This window comes from Priestia sp. SRI_019 (assembly GCF_057586255.1).
In genome coordinates this window covers 1,410,519-1,426,182 of sequence record NZ_JBYCZN010000002.1, presented here as the reverse complement: position 1 = coordinate 1,426,182, position 15,664 = coordinate 1,410,519, and the positions used below count along the sequence as shown (strand labels likewise).

The window sequence follows — 15,664 nt, the reverse complement described above, 5'->3', positions numbered from 1 at the left end:
TAGAATGACAATCGTAGAAAGAGAGGAAATGCAAATGAGCGGTCGAAAAGATGAAGAATTAGAAGGTGTATCACTCCTTGGAAATCAAGGAACAAATTATTTGTTTGAATATTCACCAGAGATTCTAGAAGCATTTGATAACAAACATCCAAATCGTGATTATTTTGTGAAATTCAACTGTCCGGAATTTACGAGCTTATGTCCAAAAACAGGTCAGCCGGATTTCGCAACCATTTATATTAGCTACATTCCAGATGAAAAAATGGTAGAAAGCAAGTCGTTAAAGCTTTATTTGTTCAGCTTCCGTAACCATGGAGATTTCCATGAAGACTGTATGAATATTATTATGAATGACTTAATTAAACTGATGAATCCAAGATATATTGAAGTATGGGGAAAATTCACACCACGCGGCGGGATTTCAATTGATCCATATACAAACTATGGCCGTCCCGGTACGAAGTATGAAGAAATGGCTAATTATCGCCTGATGAATCATGATTTATACCCAGAAACAATTGATAATCGTTAATTCGAACAAACAGGTTGTGTATGCAACCTGTTTTCCATTGCAAAAACAACAGGTGAGAAGGTGAAAGAATGTCACAGAGATCAGCATTAGTATTAGGTGCAAGCGGACTTGTTGGTCAAGAACTTTTAAAAATGTTATTAAGCAACAGCTTATATAACCATGTGACAGTGTTTGTTCGAAAAAAGCTACCAATCGAACACACAAAGCTACGTCAGCTTGAAATTGATTTTTCAGAGCTTGATAAGCACGAAGAATGCTTTGCAGTTGATGATGTATATTGCTGTTTAGGCACGACAATGAAAAAAGCAAAAACAAAAGCGAAATTCATTAAAGTGGACTACGAATTTCCTTTAAAAGCGGCTAAATGTGCAGAAAAATATCGCTGCAAAAACTTTTTAACGATTACAGCAATTGGTGCTGATCTTCGTTCGCCATTCTTTTACAGTAAAGTAAAGGGGCAAGTAGAAGAAGATATCGCAAGCTTATATATCCGTTCTACTCACTTTTTCCGCCCATCGTTATTATTAGGCAAGCGCCAAGAGTTTCGCCTATTTGAAAAAATTGGGGGATACACGTTAAAGTCGTGTTCATTTTGCCTTGTAGGAAAGTGGAGAAAGTATCGTCCAATTAAAGCGTATAACGTAGCCAAATCGATGATGAAAGCTGCTCTTGAAGATAAATGTGGCGTTCATGTACATGAAAGTCAAGACATTTATACAGGTGAATGCTATTATTCGTTTACCAACGGCAAGCGAGTATTATCAAAATAAAGAAAAGCCTCTTCATAAGAAGGGGCTTTTTTTCTATCTTCCGTCACCATCCGCATCTCCACCGCTATCTCCATCGCCATCATGATCGTGGTTAGAAGCAGATTCACTCCAGCTTGTGTAGGAGTTAGAATCTTCCTCGGCATAATTCATGGGTTCAACGGATGTTTTTTTATTTGAAGTTTGTTTGCGTTTAAAAACGAACTGCACGATGAAAAAAAGAATGACAATAAGAGCAACGATAAACAATACAGTATCAAACATGCTAGTAATTCCTTTCGGTAAGAAGATAGTAGTAGCTTGTTCTTATTGTCACACGAAAATAAGCCCCTTTCAAGAAAAAATGGGGCCTGTTTTTGTTTCTTTAAGGAAACTTTTTTTATCTCAGCCATATATTATTGTATAAAGAAACATTTTAGAAAAGAGGGAGTACAGTGAAAAAAAGTTCGAAGGATGTTAAGGTGCAACAGTATATTTACCTCATGTATAAGCTGGGGATTATTACAGAAGAACAAAAGAATCAATTCTTTCAAAACCAATAAAAAAGCAACCGCTTTTGCTTTCCGGCTGCTTTTTTCCTTTACATAGCTGGATTAATGATGGTGTAGTTTTTGTGGTTGACAACAGTTCGCTGTTCTAAGTCTAAATCACGGTAGTTTGTCATGTAAGTCAAATCTACAATCACGGAGTTTTCATTTACTTTTTCGACAATGCCCTGTAAGCCATTTTTAAATTCTATCAAGTTTCCTACCTCTGCTATTTTCATGATTTATCGCTCCTTTGTTTTAAATTAGTTCATTATAATTTTTTGAATAATTTTAATTTTAAAAATAGTAAAACTAGTTAGCGTTTTCTTTTTTACAATTTTGCCTTAAAACTGGGAATTAGTAAAGAGTTTTTTGAAAAAATATAAAATAAAATTGAAAAAATAAGTAAAATGTGCTGAGAAATAAAAGGAATTGGTAGCTTTGAAGTGGTAGCTTTAATGAAAGAGAGAAGCAGGACAGTTCCATCTTTGTGTATCTTTCGTTATAATAAACGAGGTATAATCTTGTCATAAATTATAAGAATTAGAAGGTGTAGAAATTGAAAGATACTGGACTCGTGCTCGAAGGAGGCGGTATGAGAGGCCTTTATACAACTGGAGTTTTAGATTACTTTATGGAAAGAAATCTGTACCTTCCGTATGTAATTGGCGTTTCAGCCGGCGCTTGTCATGCCACTTCTTATTTATCTAGACAAATAGGAAGAAGTCGCAAAGCTAATTTAGATTTTTTAGAAGATCCTCGCTACTTGTCGTGGAAAAATTATTTTAAAACAAAAGAGATATTTGGAATGGATTTCGTTTTTGATGAAATTCCTAATCAGCTTCTTCCATTTGACTTTGAGGCATTTGCTGAGCGTACAGAGAAGCTTGTAGTAGGAGCAACGGATTGTGTGACTGGAGAACCCGTTTATTTTGATGAGTATGACCGGGACATTCTGACAGCGGTTCGCGCTTCTAGTTCCCTTCCATTTTTAGCACCTGTCGTTACATATAAAGGAAAAGAGCTGTTAGACGGAGGAATCAGTGATCCGATTCCAATCAAAAAAGCAGTGCAGGATGGATATAGAAAAAATATTGTTGTGCTAACGCGAAACGAAGGATATCGAAAAAAGAAATCAAATATGCTTTGGTTATTGAAGCGCAAATATCGTCATTATGATGGGCTGACTCGTGCGCTTGAGAACCGCTATAAATTGTATAATGAAACATTGTCATATATTGAAGAACAGGAAAGACAGGGGAATATCTTTGTGATTCGTCCGCAAACCCCTCTTGTAGTAGGGCGGATTGAGAAGAATCGTGAGCGTCTTGACGCTCTTTACAACCAAGGATATAAAGAAGCTGAAGCTCAATTTGCATCTCTGCAAAATTGGCTGAACAGTTAAAAGCGAGGTGAAACTGAATGGATGAACAAACAGCCATAAACATGTTGAATGAGTTAAGTGAAGGAAAAGTAACCGAAATTAAAGTCAAAAAAGAAGACTTTCTTGCTTTTCGCCCTTTTTTAGTAAATCGCCCTGATTTCAAACATTTTCGTGGAATAGCTGGACGCGGTGGGAATTTTACCTATACGTATCTAGAAATTCCTAGGAGCTAAACGAAATGATGGCATTATTTGATTATGCCTTATATAATGGATGTATGAGCCTGTACAGTAGAGAATATACTGTTACAAGTGCTTGTGCGTTTATTTAGTAACGTACGGTAAGAGCGAATAAACGTGTTTAGTTATAGGAGGGATATTATGGATGAGTTTCGAAAAAGTACAGCACCTTTTTATTTTGCAGATCATATATGGAAAGATAAAAATGGAATGACGACTTATGGGATGCTGTTAACGAACCGGCCCGAAGATGACGGGGACTATGACCTCCATTCGTTATTAGAAGAAGCATATGTAGATCATAAAAAAATTCTAATTACTACTGTTTACGACAACAGTGAACAGCAGTTGACCGGATACGTGATACATTTATCAGATGATCAAGACGTCTTTACGTTTATGGATGATACGGGTGCTAAGCTAGTGATTGATTTCTATGATGTTGTAGAAATTGAGATCGAAGATTAAAAAGAGCTGAATGTTGATTACAACATTCAGCTCTTTTGTGTAAAAGTAGATGAATTTAAATGTTTATCATAAGAATTATAAGGGAAAGACAAATGAAGAAATTTCTGATTAAACTGAAATAAACCGGGAAAATATACCTGTATTTCAGAAAAATTACCGTTATTATGACAAAAAACAAGGTACAATGTCATAATTGTGTTCCGAACGTAATTTTGTTCATCAAACTTAAAGAAATGTAATTGAATCGTTCGGTGAAACCCCTATATAGCTATGATAGAGTAATACCATACGAAATTTCAGGAGGTATTACCTATGAAACATAGTTATATGAAATCAATGGTAGTAGCTTGTTTAGCTACTCTTTCATTTATAGGTTTTAATGCAACAGCTACGGCTGCAACTAATTATAAAGTAGTCAAAGGCGATAGTCTTTGGAAGTTAGGTAAAAGATATAGTGTAACAATTGACGATATTAAAAAATTAAACAATCGTCAAGGAGATATGATTTATATTGGTGAAACATTAGCGATTCCGAGTAAGACAAAAGTGCTGGCTGCTGAAACAACGGAACCTTCAACGGCAGCACCGGCTAATACAGCCAAGTCAGAACCAAAACCAGAAGCGAAACCGACGGAACAGCAAACACCTGCAGTTTCGATTTCAGCAAGTGAAAAAGATTTATTAGCACGCTTAGTAGAAGCTGAAGCAAAAGGCGAATCATATGAAGGAAAAGTAGGGGTAGCAACAGTGGTGTTAAACCGTGTAGATTCTCCGAAGTTTCCAGATACGGTAACAGGAGTTATTAAACAAGTTGTCGGAAAAGCATACGCTTTTTCACCGGTCCAAAACGGATCAATTAACAAACCTGCTTCAGAAGATTCGAAAAAAGCAGTAGAGCAAGCATTGACTAGAAAAGATCGTTTAGACGATTCCATTTACTTTTATAATCCAAAAACAGCTACCGATAACTGGATTCGTTCACGTGCTGTAATTAAAACAATTGATCATCATGTATTTGCTAAATAAAAAAGAGCCGTTCTGGCTCTTTTTTTTAGTCTAAAAAAATATCTCGTTCCAAACTGCCTTCAGAACCCGTTAAAACCAGACCAATATCGGTATCAGCTTCTAAGTTCTGAACGATAGTAAAAGGCACTTTATGTTGGTTAGCCGCTTGAATATAGGGGGAGAGGTATGAATAAGACAAGGAGCCATTTAAAAACAAATGACCGTCTTTCACTTTTTTTAAAAGAGGCTTTATTTTTGCTGCATCCTTTTTCATGACTTGCCCTTTTTTTAGCGCAAGTTCAATATTTTCACGTAGAGCAGTTAAGAAATATCTTCTTTCGTCTCTTTTTGTTTCCTTTGCTCCGTACATTCCTCGTTCTAAGTATTCTTCTAGTTGATCAGACATTGCGTCACTTCCTTTCGTTATAAACTATAAACGATTATGGCTATAAGTAAAAGGGACAGGAAAAAAGGAAAATCGCTGTGCTATATCACCTGTTTTTTTTGCTGAGTACAAAGAAAAACAAAAAATGTGTTGAAATTTAGCCTGAAATATTGTTTAATGTAAATAGATAGAAAATCATATCGGTTTTTTATTAAAGGTTTGTAAGCGATTACAGATATACATACATAGCAGCGTTTGGGGAGACGCTCCTATGATTTTATGTTCAAAGCGCATTGTATAAAAAGGGGATTATATAGCTTTAGGGCATATACGGTCAAGCAAAGGGTCAGATAAATTAATAAAAAATCGCTATGGATTTTCATAAGAAGAACGGTCAACATTTTTGTTGAGCGTTCTTTTTATGCGTTCACATTATGTTTATTTCTCATTGCAGCAGCTGCTGAAAATTATAAAGGTGCATTCCTCGTTTTATCTCTCTTATTTTACATAAGTTACATGTAGTATGTTTCAAAGCCTTAAAAAATATATGTTTGTACGCTTGTTTAATCCTAATGAGGTAGTAGAAAAGGAATATTTTTTAAGAAATCACAAAAAAAGAGGCGATTGCCTATGCAAGAAGTAGGTGAATAACATATGTAATAAAGAGAATGAAATATAATTTGAGGAGGCATGTATCATGCAAGAATTTGATATTAATGACTTAAGAAGACCATTCGGTGGTTTTGGAGGCTTTGGTCGTCCAGGATTCGGTTTCGGTCGTCCAGGTTTTGGTTTCGGTCGTCCTGGTTTTGGCTTCGGCCGTCCGGGGTTCGGCTTTGGCTTTGGTCGCCCTTGGGGTTGGGGCTTTGGAGCTCCATTTCTTGGAGGATTAGTTCTTGGAAGTGCACTAGGAGGTCCAGGTTATTACGGTTATCCAGCACCATATTATCCGCCGTACCCACCATATTATCCTTATTATTATTAAAACAGTGAGCGCTGATAAAGCGCTCTTTTATTATGTCCAATCCAAGGTATATATAGAATGAATGCAAGACGTTACGTTTAGAAAATGATAACAGTTTTAAATAAGGAATGAACGCTTAAGCTAAAGGAGACAAGTTTTCCTTGCAACAATTGTTGATTTTGCTATAATAACTTCGGTGGCATTTTTGGTCACTGGGTGGGCGAGGGATAGATGAAAAGAAGGAAATTAGATTGAACGCATTATTTGAAAAGTTGTTTCGTTTAAACGACCATCAAACAACTGTCGGAAAAGAAAGCTTAGCTGGGGTCATTTCATTTCTTTCCATCGTGTATATTATTGCTGTTAATTCAACCATTTTGTCTGATGCCGGTATTCCGCTTGAAGCAGGAATATTCGCAACAGTAGCTTCGGCTTTTGTAGGCTGTGTTATTATGGCTTTTTGGGCAAATGCGCCTCTTATTCTGGTGCCAGGTATGGGGATTAATGCATTGTTTACGTATACGATGGTTCAATCAATGGGGTTATCTTGGCAAGAAGGGTTATTGGCAGTAGTGATATCCGGCTTTCTTTTTATAGCATTAGCTTTTTCACGACTGTCTGCCAAAATTGTCTCTTCAATTCCGCATTCGCTAAAAGAAGCGATAACAGTCGGTGTTGGCTTATTTTTAACATTTATCGGTTTGCAAAAAGGGAAGCTTGTAGTTCCAAGCGAAAACACTTTTGTAGCACTTGGAGACTTGTCAGATCCGTTTGTGATCAGTACGCTGTTGACGTTAATTATCACAATCGTACTGTTTATCCGAAATGTGAAAGGTAACTTTTTGTTAAGCATGATTGCTGGATCAGTCCTTGCCTTCTTACTTGGTGTAAGAAGCGGTGCAGAAAAAGGACAGTCCGCTGGGAGCGTGAACGACTTCTTTAGCAGCTTTGGCACATTGTCGTTTGGAGCTATTGGAGACGTTGCGTTTTGGGCAGCTGTCTTTTCATTAACAATGGTATTGATTTTTGAAAATATCGGTTTGCTGCATGGTCAGCTAGGTATGATAAATCAAGATAGCAAATTTCCGCGGGCCTTTCAAGCAACAGCCGCCTCAGCTTTGCTAAGCGGCGTGTTTGGAACAAGTCCAACGGTGTCTTCTGTAGAAGGAGCATCTGGTATTGCAGCAGGAGGGCGAACGGGTTTAACATCGCTGATTACAGGAGTTTTATTTTTAAGTTCACTTCTGTTTATTCCATTTATCAAGCTGGTTCCAGATAGTGCTATTGCACCTATTCTCATTGTTATTGGAGCATTGATGATTCAAAATATCAAAAACATCAATTTACAGGACTTAACAGAAGGTTTCCCTGCATTTTTAATTATTGCGCTTATTCCTCTTACGTACAGCATTGCTGATGGAATTGCATTTGGGTTCATTGCGTATCCACTGCTTAAATTATTCCTTGGTAAAATGCGTGAAGTATCGATGTTTATGTATGTAAGCGCGCTGTTGTTTTTCTTGAATTTTGTGCTGCATTATATTGCTTAAAATAGACAGCTGAGTACTTTTGCTCAGCTGTTTTTTGTGTTTGCGGTAAAGAATCCTCTTTTTAGATATCATACTCCGTATTTCGTGTCCTTTGGCTAATCTGCCGCTTCTAAAATGACGTTTCCTGCGTAAAGTAGTACAGAAGTCGGAGGGGGATATAAGGGGGAGAAAACGTTGGGAATTAAATTAATTAAAATATCAGCCGTTTATTTTGGAATTGGCATCGTATTGGGTTATTATATGTCAATTGTTCACAACTACGCTTTGACACCTGTTCACGTGCACATCAATTTATTAGGATGGACGTCGCTTACGTTAGCGGGAATTATTTATTATTTGTTTCCTACGTTTAGCGAAAGTAAATTAGCCAAACTGCACGTATGGTTGCATAATATAGGATTACCGGTCATGATGATTGGTTTATTTTTCATGATCGTACTAGAAAACCCAGCTTTTACACCCGTATTGGCAGCAGGAGCAACACTTACGGCTATTGGCGTTTTAATTTTCGTATATCACATCCTTAAAAATTTGAAATCTGAAGGATAAACGAAGAAGGTCGGTGACGATGGCTGCTAATTTCAAAAGGAAAAAGAACCAGCTATAGCGAATATACATGTAAACAAGGTGAAAGTGTGATTTACATAAAGGTGTGCTAGGCATCTTTATAAGGAGGGGTAAGCTGCAGGGATTTCTAGCTCTTATAAAAGCCAATAAAAGGGCTGATTATAAGTTTCTTGCGGCGGAGATACTATGGGAGAACATCAACAATTAGTGCGTGTTAGGGAGCTAGCAAATGAAATTATTCGACTTCGTCTTCAAGACCGTACAACTTATGACGAATTAGAGTTGCAAAATAATGTAGAGTTGTTGTCTCGTTCTGTGGTTGACTTAGTAAACATTATTTTAGCCGAAGATGTGGATTCTTCTACGTCTTTAAAAGCTACAGCTTCTAAAATGAAAATGGTGTATAATAACATGCATCAAGCTGAGAAAAAAGATTATTTGCATTTCTAATTGCTAGGCTCCTTTTCGCCACAAACGAAATGGAGGTGTACGAGGCAGATGCTATCGTCACTAACGACTTCTGAAGCTATTGTAGCATCCGTTCTTGCACTGATTGTCATTGCCGTTTCCATTATCTTTTTTGCCACTCTTATTATGGTTGTTGTTCGACGAGAAAGAATCAGCAGCTTGGTTAATCACGGAGAGCATGCAGATGGGAAGCAAAAAAGCTTAGGTGAATTTTTTCGTTCTTTACGAAAAAAATAACTACCGTTTTCTTATTAAGTTTTCTCATTAAATAGATAAAAGCGGTCAATTTAAACGTTGACCGCTTTTTTTAGGTTGTTTGCTTATTTTTTTCTAAAACAATACGCGCTGCTTCACTAACAGATGACACAACAGCAGAGGCGTGGCGCTGAACGGCTTCAGGAGCTGTAGCCATAGCGAAACTGTTCGGCGTTAATTGAAACATAGGAATATCATTAAATGAATCCCCCACACATGCAATTTCCTCTGGTTTTAGCTGAAGATGATTTAATAAAATTTCAATGGCATTTCCTTTGCTGATATGCTTAGGCATAATATCCAAACACTGCTTGGCAGAAATATATGTATCAATATAATCACCAAACTCTTCGTTCACTTCTTTTTGCAGAGCTACCATTTCATCGTGATCTCCAAGGACCGTGATTTTAGATGGAGAAAGAGCGTGACCAAATGAATCTGTCATTTCAATTTGTTCTTCGATAGGGAAAAACATGTGATTTTCAATTGCTTCAATAATTTCATTTCGCTGCTCTACATAATTCGTGTCGTTTGAACAGACAAGCGTAATACGGTTAGGATCTATCGTTTTTTTATAAAGTTGAACTGCTAAATCATCTTCAAACACTTTTCCATGAAGTTCTTGATTTTCTTTGGTCCACACAAATCCTCCGTTTTGGCTTATGCGATGAAAAGTATTATTAATATCAGTAGAAATTTTTAAAATTTCCGTATCCATTCGTCCCGAAGCAATACAAACCTCTACTCCTTGGCGCTGAAGTTCACTAAGTGCGTCTGCATTATGCTGTTCTACGTATTTTTCTTCGTGTAAAAGAGTGCCATCTAAGTCGCTTACAAATAATTTGATCATTTCTTGAAAATTCCTTTCCCCGAAAAATTTGCTGTGATAAGAGCGTTACAAATTTATTACATTCCTTATTCTATCAGTGTTTCCCAAGAAACTCATAAAAAAAGCTCAAACCGGCTGTGAATTCAAAGAGATTAAGACATAACTACATCAATTCTTTCCGCAGGAGTCTTCGCTTTGCCCTTCAAACAGCTAGAAACAGCTACATGAAATCCAGTTCACGATCACAATGAAAAAAATCCGAACGCAGTTGATTCTCAATTAAGAATCTGGATTTACCGTTCGGATCTTTCTTCAGCTACAATCCATTTGTCGCAGCCTTTTTTTCAGGTTTGTTCACTGTAAAAAACAGCCGCTGTCTAAAAGACCGCGGCCATATTTTACAATACGTTAAAATATTTCGCTTCAGGATGTGCAAAAACAAGGGCTGTAACAGAAGCTTCTGGTTCCATCATGAAACCGTCTGTTAACTGAATGCCGATGTCTTCAGGTTTAAGTAATTTAAACAGTTTTGCTTGGTCTTCAAGGTCTGGACATGCAGGATATCCGAATGAAAAACGCTGACCTTGGTATTTGGCTGAAAAACGCTCCGCCATTGTAAAGTCAGGCGAATCAGGGAATCCCCAGCGGTCACGAATTTGCTGATGAACACGTTCTGCTAATCCTTCAGCCAGTTCAAGCGCAAGAGCTTGGAACACGTGACTCTTTAAAAATTCGCCGTTTTCTTTGAATTTCGCCGCGCGTTCGCGAATGCCTGTTCCTGCTGTTACAGAGAAGAAACATACATAGTCCATCTCTTTTTCTTTAGGCTTTGCAAAATCAGATAAGCACAGGAACTGTCCTTTTGCTTGTCGAGGGAAGGTAAAGCGTTCAATTTCTGTTTTCTCATCAGCAGGATCATAAATAATTAAATCATTTCCGTCTGCTTGAGCAGGGAAGAACTGATAAATAACCGCTGGCTTAATTAAGTTTTCTTTTAGGGCCAGTTCGAGCAGGTCATCAACGGTTTCTTTTAATTGAACAGCACGCTCGTCTTTTTCAGCAAGCAGCTTATTCACTTTTCCTTTTAGTCCTAAGTGATGGCCTAAAAGCATCTGCCAGTTAATATACGGAAGAACCTGTGCCAAATCGTAGTGTTTGACAACGTGCCGCTTTAAATCAGCCGGTACAAAAACAGGAGCGTCCGTTGAAATGGCGGATCTTTCTAAAACAGCCGTAGCTGCTTGAGTGGTTTGAGGCTGGCGTTCTCGAACCGTTACTTTCTTTTCTTGCCGCGTTTTTAAATCTGCTAAAAGCTGAATAACTTCTTCTTTATTCTGCAGCTTATTTGCTAACGCTAATCCGTCCATCGCATCTTTGGCGTAGAGGACCGCACCTTCATATTCCGGGGCAATTTTAAAGTCAGTAAATTTACGGGAAAGAGCAGCCCCTCCTACCATAATTGGAACATCAATGCTTGATTGTGTTAAATCTTGTGCAGTTAAAACCATTTGCTGAGCTGACTTTACTAGAAGACCTGACAGGCCAATGATGTCTGGCTTTTCGTCTTTTACTGCTTCAATCAGCTGCTGCGGCGTTACTTTAATCCCTAAATCAATTACTTTAAAACCATTGTTGCTTAAAATGATGTCTACTAAGTTTTTACCGATATCGTGCACGTCGCCTTTAACCGTCGCAAGAATCACTTTGCCTTTTCCAGAATCATTTTCAGTTGCTTCCATATGAGGTTCTAAAAAGGCAACGGATGCTTTCATCACTTCCGCACTTTGAAGCACTTCAGCTACAATCAGCTGGTTGTCATTAAACAAACGTCCAACTTCCGCCATCCCCTTCATAAGCGGTCCGTTAATAATATCTAAAGGATCATCATATTGAGCTAAAGCCTGTTCTAAATCAGGAAGCAATCCTTCTTTTGTACCTTCGACAATATACATTGCCAATCGTTCTTCGAGCGTTAGCGTAGAAATTTCTACTTTTGCTTCTTTCTTTTTATCACGATAAAAGTCGGTAAACGTGCTTAACGTTTCATCAGTTGTGTTAAATAATAACGCATTAGCAAGCTCAATTTCAGCTTCTGGAATAGAAGCATAGCGCTCTAATTTTTCTGTATTAACAATGGCATAATCCAGTCCAGCCTGCGTACAGTGATAAAGGTAAACCGCATTTAGTACTTCACGTCCGACTGGAGGAAGACCGAATGACACGTTACTTACGCCGAGAATGGTCAGGCAATCAGGCAGGGCTTCTTTAATCATTTTAATTCCCTTAACTGTTTCTTCAGCAGAACCAATATATTGTTCATCACCAGTCCCTACAGGAAACACAAGAGGGTCAAAAATAATATCTTTTGGATTAAATCCATGTTTTTCAACAAGCAAATCATGTGAGCGTTTAGCAATTTCTACTTTTCGTTCTGCAGTAACGGCCATGCCCGTTTCATCGATTGTACCAACAACCAGAGCTGCACCGAATTTTTTTACTAGCGGTAAGATTGCATCAAAACGCTCTTCACCATCTTCTAAGTTAATGGAGTTAATAATGACCTTACCTTGTGAGTACGTTAAAGCTTTTTCAATAACTTTCTCGTCCGTTGAATCGATTACAAGAGGAACCTTCACTTTTTTTACAACTTCTTGAATAAACTCCTCCATGTCTTCCATTTCTTCACGGTCTGGATCTGCTAAGCAAATATCAATAACGTGAGCACCATTTTTAACTTGAGCACGCGCAATTTCAGATGCTTCTTCAATTTTTCCTTCTGCAATCAGACGCTTGAACTTGCGAGAACCGATTACATTCGTACGTTCTCCCACAAAAAGAGGGCGCATAGAATCGTCATATACAAGTGGTTCAATACCGGTTACAGCATGGTTATGCTCGGAGCGATCAAGCGAACGAGGCGCAACCTCTTTTACCGCTTCAGCCAGTGCTTTAATATGAGCCGGCGTTGTACCGCAGCATCCGCCTACAAAGTTCAGCCAGCCTTTATCAGCAAACCCTTTAATTTTTTGAGCAAGCAGCTCAGGGGATTCATGATAATTGCCTTCTTCATCCGGAAGTCCAGCGTTTGGATAACAGCTAACTGCTGAAGTGGCTAGGTCTGAAAGAGAGCGAATATGATCCGTCATAAATTCAGGGCCTGTCGCGCAGTTAAGTCCGACTGAAAGAGGCTTCATGTGTTCCAGTGATAAGTAAAAAGATTCGATATCTTGACCAGCGAGAGTTGTTCCCATCGGCTCAATTGTTCCTGAAATCATAATAGGAACTTCGGTTTTTAGTTTTTCAAACGCTGCTGTAATGCCTAGAAACGCGGCTTTTACGTTCAGCATGTCTTGACAGGTTTCGACTAAAAGTAAGTCAACGCCGCCGTCTAACAAACCCCGAGCTTGCTCTTCGTACGTTTCGACTAGCTCAGGGAATGTAATACCGCCGGTAACAGAGAGTGTTTTAGTCGTAGGACCGATAGCTCCAGCTACGAACCTAGGCCATTCGGGAGTTGAATATTTATCGCGGGCTGCACAAGCAAGCTTCACAGCTTCGATATTCAATTCATACGCCAAGTGACCTAAATCGTATTCATCAAGTACGGTAGATGTTGAGCCAAACGTATTGGTTTCAATGATGTCAGCACCTGCTGCAAAGTACTCTTCATGAATGCGCTGAATCACATGAGGCGCTGTTCGAGTCAAATATTCGTTGCAGCCTTCATATTCTTCGCCGCCAAAATCTTCAGCGGTTAAATCAGCATCTTGAATCATCGTTCCCATTGCTCCATCGATGACGAGTATTCGCTTCTTTAGTTGTTGTTCGATAAGTGAGCTCATTTATATCTTCCTTTCTGATGTAACAAGTTGCTTGTCATGAATATAGCGTGTTAGAATTTCGGTCATTTCATAGCGCATAAACGGCGTAATTAAGTAAATACCGTCAAAAAGCTCATATGCTGTATCAATTAAGTTTTTTGCAATCGCAAGACCTTCGACTTCACCGCGAATTCGGTCATTTCCCGTTGCGTCCATGCGTTCTAGAATATCTTCTGATAATTTAATTCCAGGTACTTCATGGTGAATAAATCGAGCGTTTCTCGCGCTTGTTAACGGCATGATCCCGATGTATACCGGTGTTGTTAAATGTTTGGTTGCTTCATATACCTCTTCAATTTGCTTAGTTGAATAGAGAGGCTGAGTAATGAAATAGTGAGCCCCGCAGTCGATTTTCTTTTCCAAACGCTGAACGGCTCGGTCTAAGTGACGCACGTTTGGGTTAAAGGCAGCTGCGATGGAAAAATTGGTTTTTTGACCAAGTGGTTTACCCGAATAAGATAGTCCTTCATTAAATTGAGCGATTAAACTAATCAAGTCAAATGAAGATAAATCGTAGACCGAAGTGGCGCCAGGGAAATCGCCAACTTTTGACGGATCACCGGTAATTGCAAGAACTTGATTCATTCCTAGCGTATGAAGTCCCATTAAATGAGATTGAAGTCCAATTAAATTTCGATCGCGACAGGTAATATGAATAAGCGGTCGTGCTTTTGTTTCTTGCTGCATCAGTGTTGCCATTGCCAAGTTGCTGATGCGAGGTGAGGCAAGAGAATTATCAGCTAATGTAATAGCATCTACGCCGACTTTATCGAGTGCTTTTGCGCCTTCTAAAAATTTCGTCGGACCCAGCTGTTTAGGCGGATCTAGCTCGACGATAACCGAGCGGCGCTTCTTCACAATTTCATGCATATGAGGTTTATCCTGCTGCTCACGCTCTTGAACCGTAACGGCTGGTCTCATTTTAACGACTTTACTTGTAATCGGAGGCAGGTCTTTTAAGGCAGATGACATTGCGCGTACGTGAGCTGGTGTTGTACCGCAGCATCCTCCAATTAAGCGAACCCCCTGTTCGCGGAATAAACGTGCGCTTTCTACAAAGTAGTCTTCATTCGTTTCATACTCCAGCTTTCCTTCCACATACGCAGGAAGGCTGGCATTAGGGTAAGCAGATAAGAAAGCACGATCAGGAAGCGGTACTTCTTCAAGAGACTGAATCATATGGTAAGGACCTAAACGGCAGTTTAGCCCGACAACATCTGCTCCTAAGTCTTCTAATTCTTTTAATGCATCTGCTAAAGGACGCCCATCTTGCAGTACGCCAATATCATGCAGGGAAACGTGGGTAATAATAGGCTTATCCGTTTCTTTTCTTGCCAGTGTAAGAACGGTTTTTAATTCTTCGAAATCATAGTATGTTTCAAACAAAAGGCCATCCACGCCTTCATTTAAAAGCCAAAACATTTGTTCACGAATGCTTCGTTTAACTTCTTCTAAACTAATAGCGTTTTTTTGGAAAGAACGAATTCCACCGAGTGTACCAACCACGTAAGCCTGATCTTTTGCAGCTTGTTTCGCTAATTTTACACCAGCAACATTGATGTCTTTGACTGAATCTTCTAATCCATAACGGGCAAGTTTTTGATAATTAGCAGCGTACGTATTTGTTTGAATAACGTTTGCACCAGCTTCTACATAGGCTCTGTGAATACGAGAAACCTCTTCTGGTTTGGTGATGTTTAGTTCTTCAAAACAGCTGTCAATACCGTGTGAGTAAAGGAGGGTACCAGTGGCACCATCCCCAATTAAAATTTTAGACTTTAAATCTTCAAGTAACCCCATGTCAAAACCTCCTTAAATTGTTCCGCTTCTATTTCACGAGTGA

Annotated in this window: 17 protein-coding genes; 11 read left to right on the top strand and 6 right to left on the bottom strand. The window is 38.7% G+C overall.

Annotated features, from left to right (window positions below):
* The first annotated feature begins 34 nt into the window (after positions 1 to 34).
* Together queF and AC2YJL_RS17500 are read left to right on the top strand one after the other, a co-directional pair.
* Positions 35 to 532, top strand: coding sequence for a preQ(1) synthase (queF, locus tag AC2YJL_RS17505; RefSeq protein ID WP_013055985.1), 498 nt, complete (start codon positions 35 to 37; stop codon positions 530 to 532).
* A 68-nt stretch (positions 533 to 600) separates the two neighbouring features.
* Positions 601 to 1,302, top strand: coding sequence for an NAD(P)H-binding protein (locus tag AC2YJL_RS17500; protein WP_013055986.1), 702 nt, complete (start codon positions 601 to 603; stop codon positions 1,300 to 1,302).
* Between the two features lie 33 nt (positions 1,303 to 1,335).
* On the opposite strand, the gene AC2YJL_RS17495 is transcribed toward AC2YJL_RS17500, so the two are convergent.
* Both AC2YJL_RS17495 and AC2YJL_RS17490 read right to left on the bottom strand, forming a co-directional pair.
* The gene (locus tag AC2YJL_RS17495; protein ID WP_029325093.1) at positions 1,336 to 1,563 is read right to left on the bottom strand and encodes a hypothetical protein; all 228 of its coding nucleotides are present in this window, start codon (positions 1,561 to 1,563) and stop codon (positions 1,336 to 1,338) included.
* Between the two features lie 316 nt (positions 1,564 to 1,879).
* Positions 1,880 to 2,065: a YkvS family protein gene (locus AC2YJL_RS17490; protein WP_013055988.1), complete on the bottom strand. Its 186-nt coding sequence runs from the start codon at positions 2,063 to 2,065 to the stop codon at positions 1,880 to 1,882.
* Positions 2,066 to 2,385: 320 nt separating this feature from the next.
* Here AC2YJL_RS17490 and AC2YJL_RS17485 point away from each other — a divergent pair, with 320 nt between their 5' ends.
* The 4 genes from AC2YJL_RS17485 to AC2YJL_RS17470 all read left to right on the top strand — a co-directional run bounded on the left by AC2YJL_RS17485 (position 2,386) and on the right by AC2YJL_RS17470 (position 4,943).
* Positions 2,386 to 3,231, top strand: a complete 846-nt coding sequence (locus AC2YJL_RS17485; RefSeq protein WP_013055989.1) for a patatin-like phospholipase family protein — start codon at positions 2,386 to 2,388, stop codon at positions 3,229 to 3,231.
* A 17-nt stretch (positions 3,232 to 3,248) separates the two neighbouring features.
* Entirely contained in the window at positions 3,249 to 3,443 is a 195-nt protein-coding gene (locus tag AC2YJL_RS17480; protein ID WP_028407908.1) for a hypothetical protein, read from the top strand.
* Between the two features lie 147 nt (positions 3,444 to 3,590).
* The gene (locus AC2YJL_RS17475) at positions 3,591 to 3,917 is read left to right on the top strand and encodes a hypothetical protein (protein WP_013082248.1); all 327 of its coding nucleotides are present in this window, start codon (positions 3,591 to 3,593) and stop codon (positions 3,915 to 3,917) included.
* Between the two features lie 312 nt (positions 3,918 to 4,229).
* On the top strand, positions 4,230 to 4,943 hold the full coding sequence (locus AC2YJL_RS17470) for a cell wall hydrolase (RefSeq protein WP_251567600.1): 714 nt from the start codon (positions 4,230 to 4,232) through the stop codon (positions 4,941 to 4,943).
* A gap of 25 nt (positions 4,944 to 4,968) precedes the next feature.
* On the opposite strand, the gene AC2YJL_RS17465 is transcribed toward AC2YJL_RS17470, so the two are convergent.
* The gene (locus tag AC2YJL_RS17465) at positions 4,969 to 5,328 is read right to left on the bottom strand and encodes a YueI family protein (protein ID WP_013082250.1); all 360 of its coding nucleotides are present in this window, start codon (positions 5,326 to 5,328) and stop codon (positions 4,969 to 4,971) included.
* A 676-nt stretch (positions 5,329 to 6,004) separates the two neighbouring features.
* On the opposite strand from AC2YJL_RS17465, the gene AC2YJL_RS17460 reads away from it, so the two are divergent.
* The 5 genes from AC2YJL_RS17460 (at position 6,005) to AC2YJL_RS17440 (ending at position 9,093) form a co-directional block, all read left to right on the top strand.
* Positions 6,005 to 6,292, top strand: a complete 288-nt coding sequence (locus AC2YJL_RS17460) for a hypothetical protein (protein WP_230932055.1) — start codon at positions 6,005 to 6,007, stop codon at positions 6,290 to 6,292.
* A 230-nt stretch (positions 6,293 to 6,522) separates the two neighbouring features.
* Positions 6,523 to 7,821, top strand: coding sequence for an NCS2 family permease (locus AC2YJL_RS17455; RefSeq protein WP_251567602.1), 1,299 nt, complete (start codon positions 6,523 to 6,525; stop codon positions 7,819 to 7,821).
* Positions 7,822 to 7,995: 174 nt separating this feature from the next.
* Positions 7,996 to 8,370: a cbb3-type cytochrome c oxidase subunit I gene (locus AC2YJL_RS17450; protein WP_251567604.1), complete on the top strand. Its 375-nt coding sequence runs from the start codon at positions 7,996 to 7,998 to the stop codon at positions 8,368 to 8,370.
* 204 nt (positions 8,371 to 8,574) lie between these two features.
* Positions 8,575 to 8,838 (top strand): hypothetical protein, encoded by a 264-nt coding sequence (locus tag AC2YJL_RS17445; RefSeq protein ID WP_251567605.1) that lies wholly within the window; start codon positions 8,575 to 8,577, stop codon positions 8,836 to 8,838.
* A gap of 48 nt (positions 8,839 to 8,886) precedes the next feature.
* Positions 8,887 to 9,093, top strand: a complete 207-nt coding sequence (locus AC2YJL_RS17440) for a hypothetical protein (protein WP_050689414.1) — start codon at positions 8,887 to 8,889, stop codon at positions 9,091 to 9,093.
* A gap of 70 nt (positions 9,094 to 9,163) precedes the next feature.
* Here AC2YJL_RS17440 and AC2YJL_RS17435 read toward each other — a convergent pair whose 3' ends face one another.
* The 3 genes from AC2YJL_RS17435 to AC2YJL_RS17425 all read right to left on the bottom strand — a co-directional run bounded on the left by AC2YJL_RS17435 (position 9,164) and on the right by AC2YJL_RS17425 (position 15,621).
* Positions 9,164 to 9,961, bottom strand: coding sequence for an HAD family hydrolase (locus tag AC2YJL_RS17435; protein ID WP_251567606.1), 798 nt, complete (start codon positions 9,959 to 9,961; stop codon positions 9,164 to 9,166).
* A 377-nt stretch (positions 9,962 to 10,338) separates the two neighbouring features.
* Entirely contained in the window at positions 10,339 to 13,782 is a 3,444-nt protein-coding gene (metH, locus tag AC2YJL_RS17430; protein WP_050689412.1) for a methionine synthase, read from the bottom strand.
* On the bottom strand, positions 13,783 to 15,621 hold the full coding sequence (locus AC2YJL_RS17425; protein WP_014461038.1) for a bifunctional homocysteine S-methyltransferase/methylenetetrahydrofolate reductase: 1,839 nt from the start codon (positions 15,619 to 15,621) through the stop codon (positions 13,783 to 13,785).
* Between the last annotated feature and the right edge of the window lie 43 nt (positions 15,622 to 15,664).

Excerpts from the sequence above, each read along its gene's own strand:
- AC2YJL_RS17490 (WP_013055988.1), bottom strand. The coding sequence starts at position 2,065 with ATGAAAATAGCAGAGGTAGGAAACTTGATAGAATTTAAAAATGGCTTA.
- AC2YJL_RS17465 (WP_013082250.1), bottom strand. The coding sequence starts at position 5,328 with ATGTCTGATCAACTAGAAGAATACTTAGAACGAGGAATGTACGGAGCA.
- AC2YJL_RS17480 (WP_028407908.1), top strand. The coding sequence starts at position 3,249 with ATGGATGAACAAACAGCCATAAACATGTTGAATGAGTTAAGTGAAGGA.
- AC2YJL_RS17435 (WP_251567606.1), bottom strand. The coding sequence starts at position 9,961 with ATGATCAAATTATTTGTAAGCGACTTAGATGGCACTCTTTTACACGAA.
- metH (WP_050689412.1), bottom strand. The coding sequence starts at position 13,782 with ATGAGCTCACTTATCGAACAACAACTAAAGAAGCGAATACTCGTCATC.
- queF (WP_013055985.1), top strand. The coding sequence starts at position 35 with ATGAGCGGTCGAAAAGATGAAGAATTAGAAGGTGTATCACTCCTTGGA.
- AC2YJL_RS17440 (WP_050689414.1), top strand. The coding sequence starts at position 8,887 with ATGCTATCGTCACTAACGACTTCTGAAGCTATTGTAGCATCCGTTCTT.
- AC2YJL_RS17470 (WP_251567600.1), top strand. The coding sequence starts at position 4,230 with ATGAAACATAGTTATATGAAATCAATGGTAGTAGCTTGTTTAGCTACT.
- AC2YJL_RS17460 (WP_230932055.1), top strand. The coding sequence starts at position 6,005 with ATGCAAGAATTTGATATTAATGACTTAAGAAGACCATTCGGTGGTTTT.
- AC2YJL_RS17425 (WP_014461038.1), bottom strand. The coding sequence starts at position 15,621 with ATGGGGTTACTTGAAGATTTAAAGTCTAAAATTTTAATTGGGGATGGT.
- AC2YJL_RS17495 (WP_029325093.1), bottom strand. The coding sequence starts at position 1,563 with ATGTTTGATACTGTATTGTTTATCGTTGCTCTTATTGTCATTCTTTTT.
- AC2YJL_RS17445 (WP_251567605.1), top strand. The coding sequence starts at position 8,575 with ATGGGAGAACATCAACAATTAGTGCGTGTTAGGGAGCTAGCAAATGAA.
- AC2YJL_RS17500 (WP_013055986.1), top strand. The coding sequence starts at position 601 with ATGTCACAGAGATCAGCATTAGTATTAGGTGCAAGCGGACTTGTTGGT.
- AC2YJL_RS17475 (WP_013082248.1), top strand. The coding sequence starts at position 3,591 with ATGGATGAGTTTCGAAAAAGTACAGCACCTTTTTATTTTGCAGATCAT.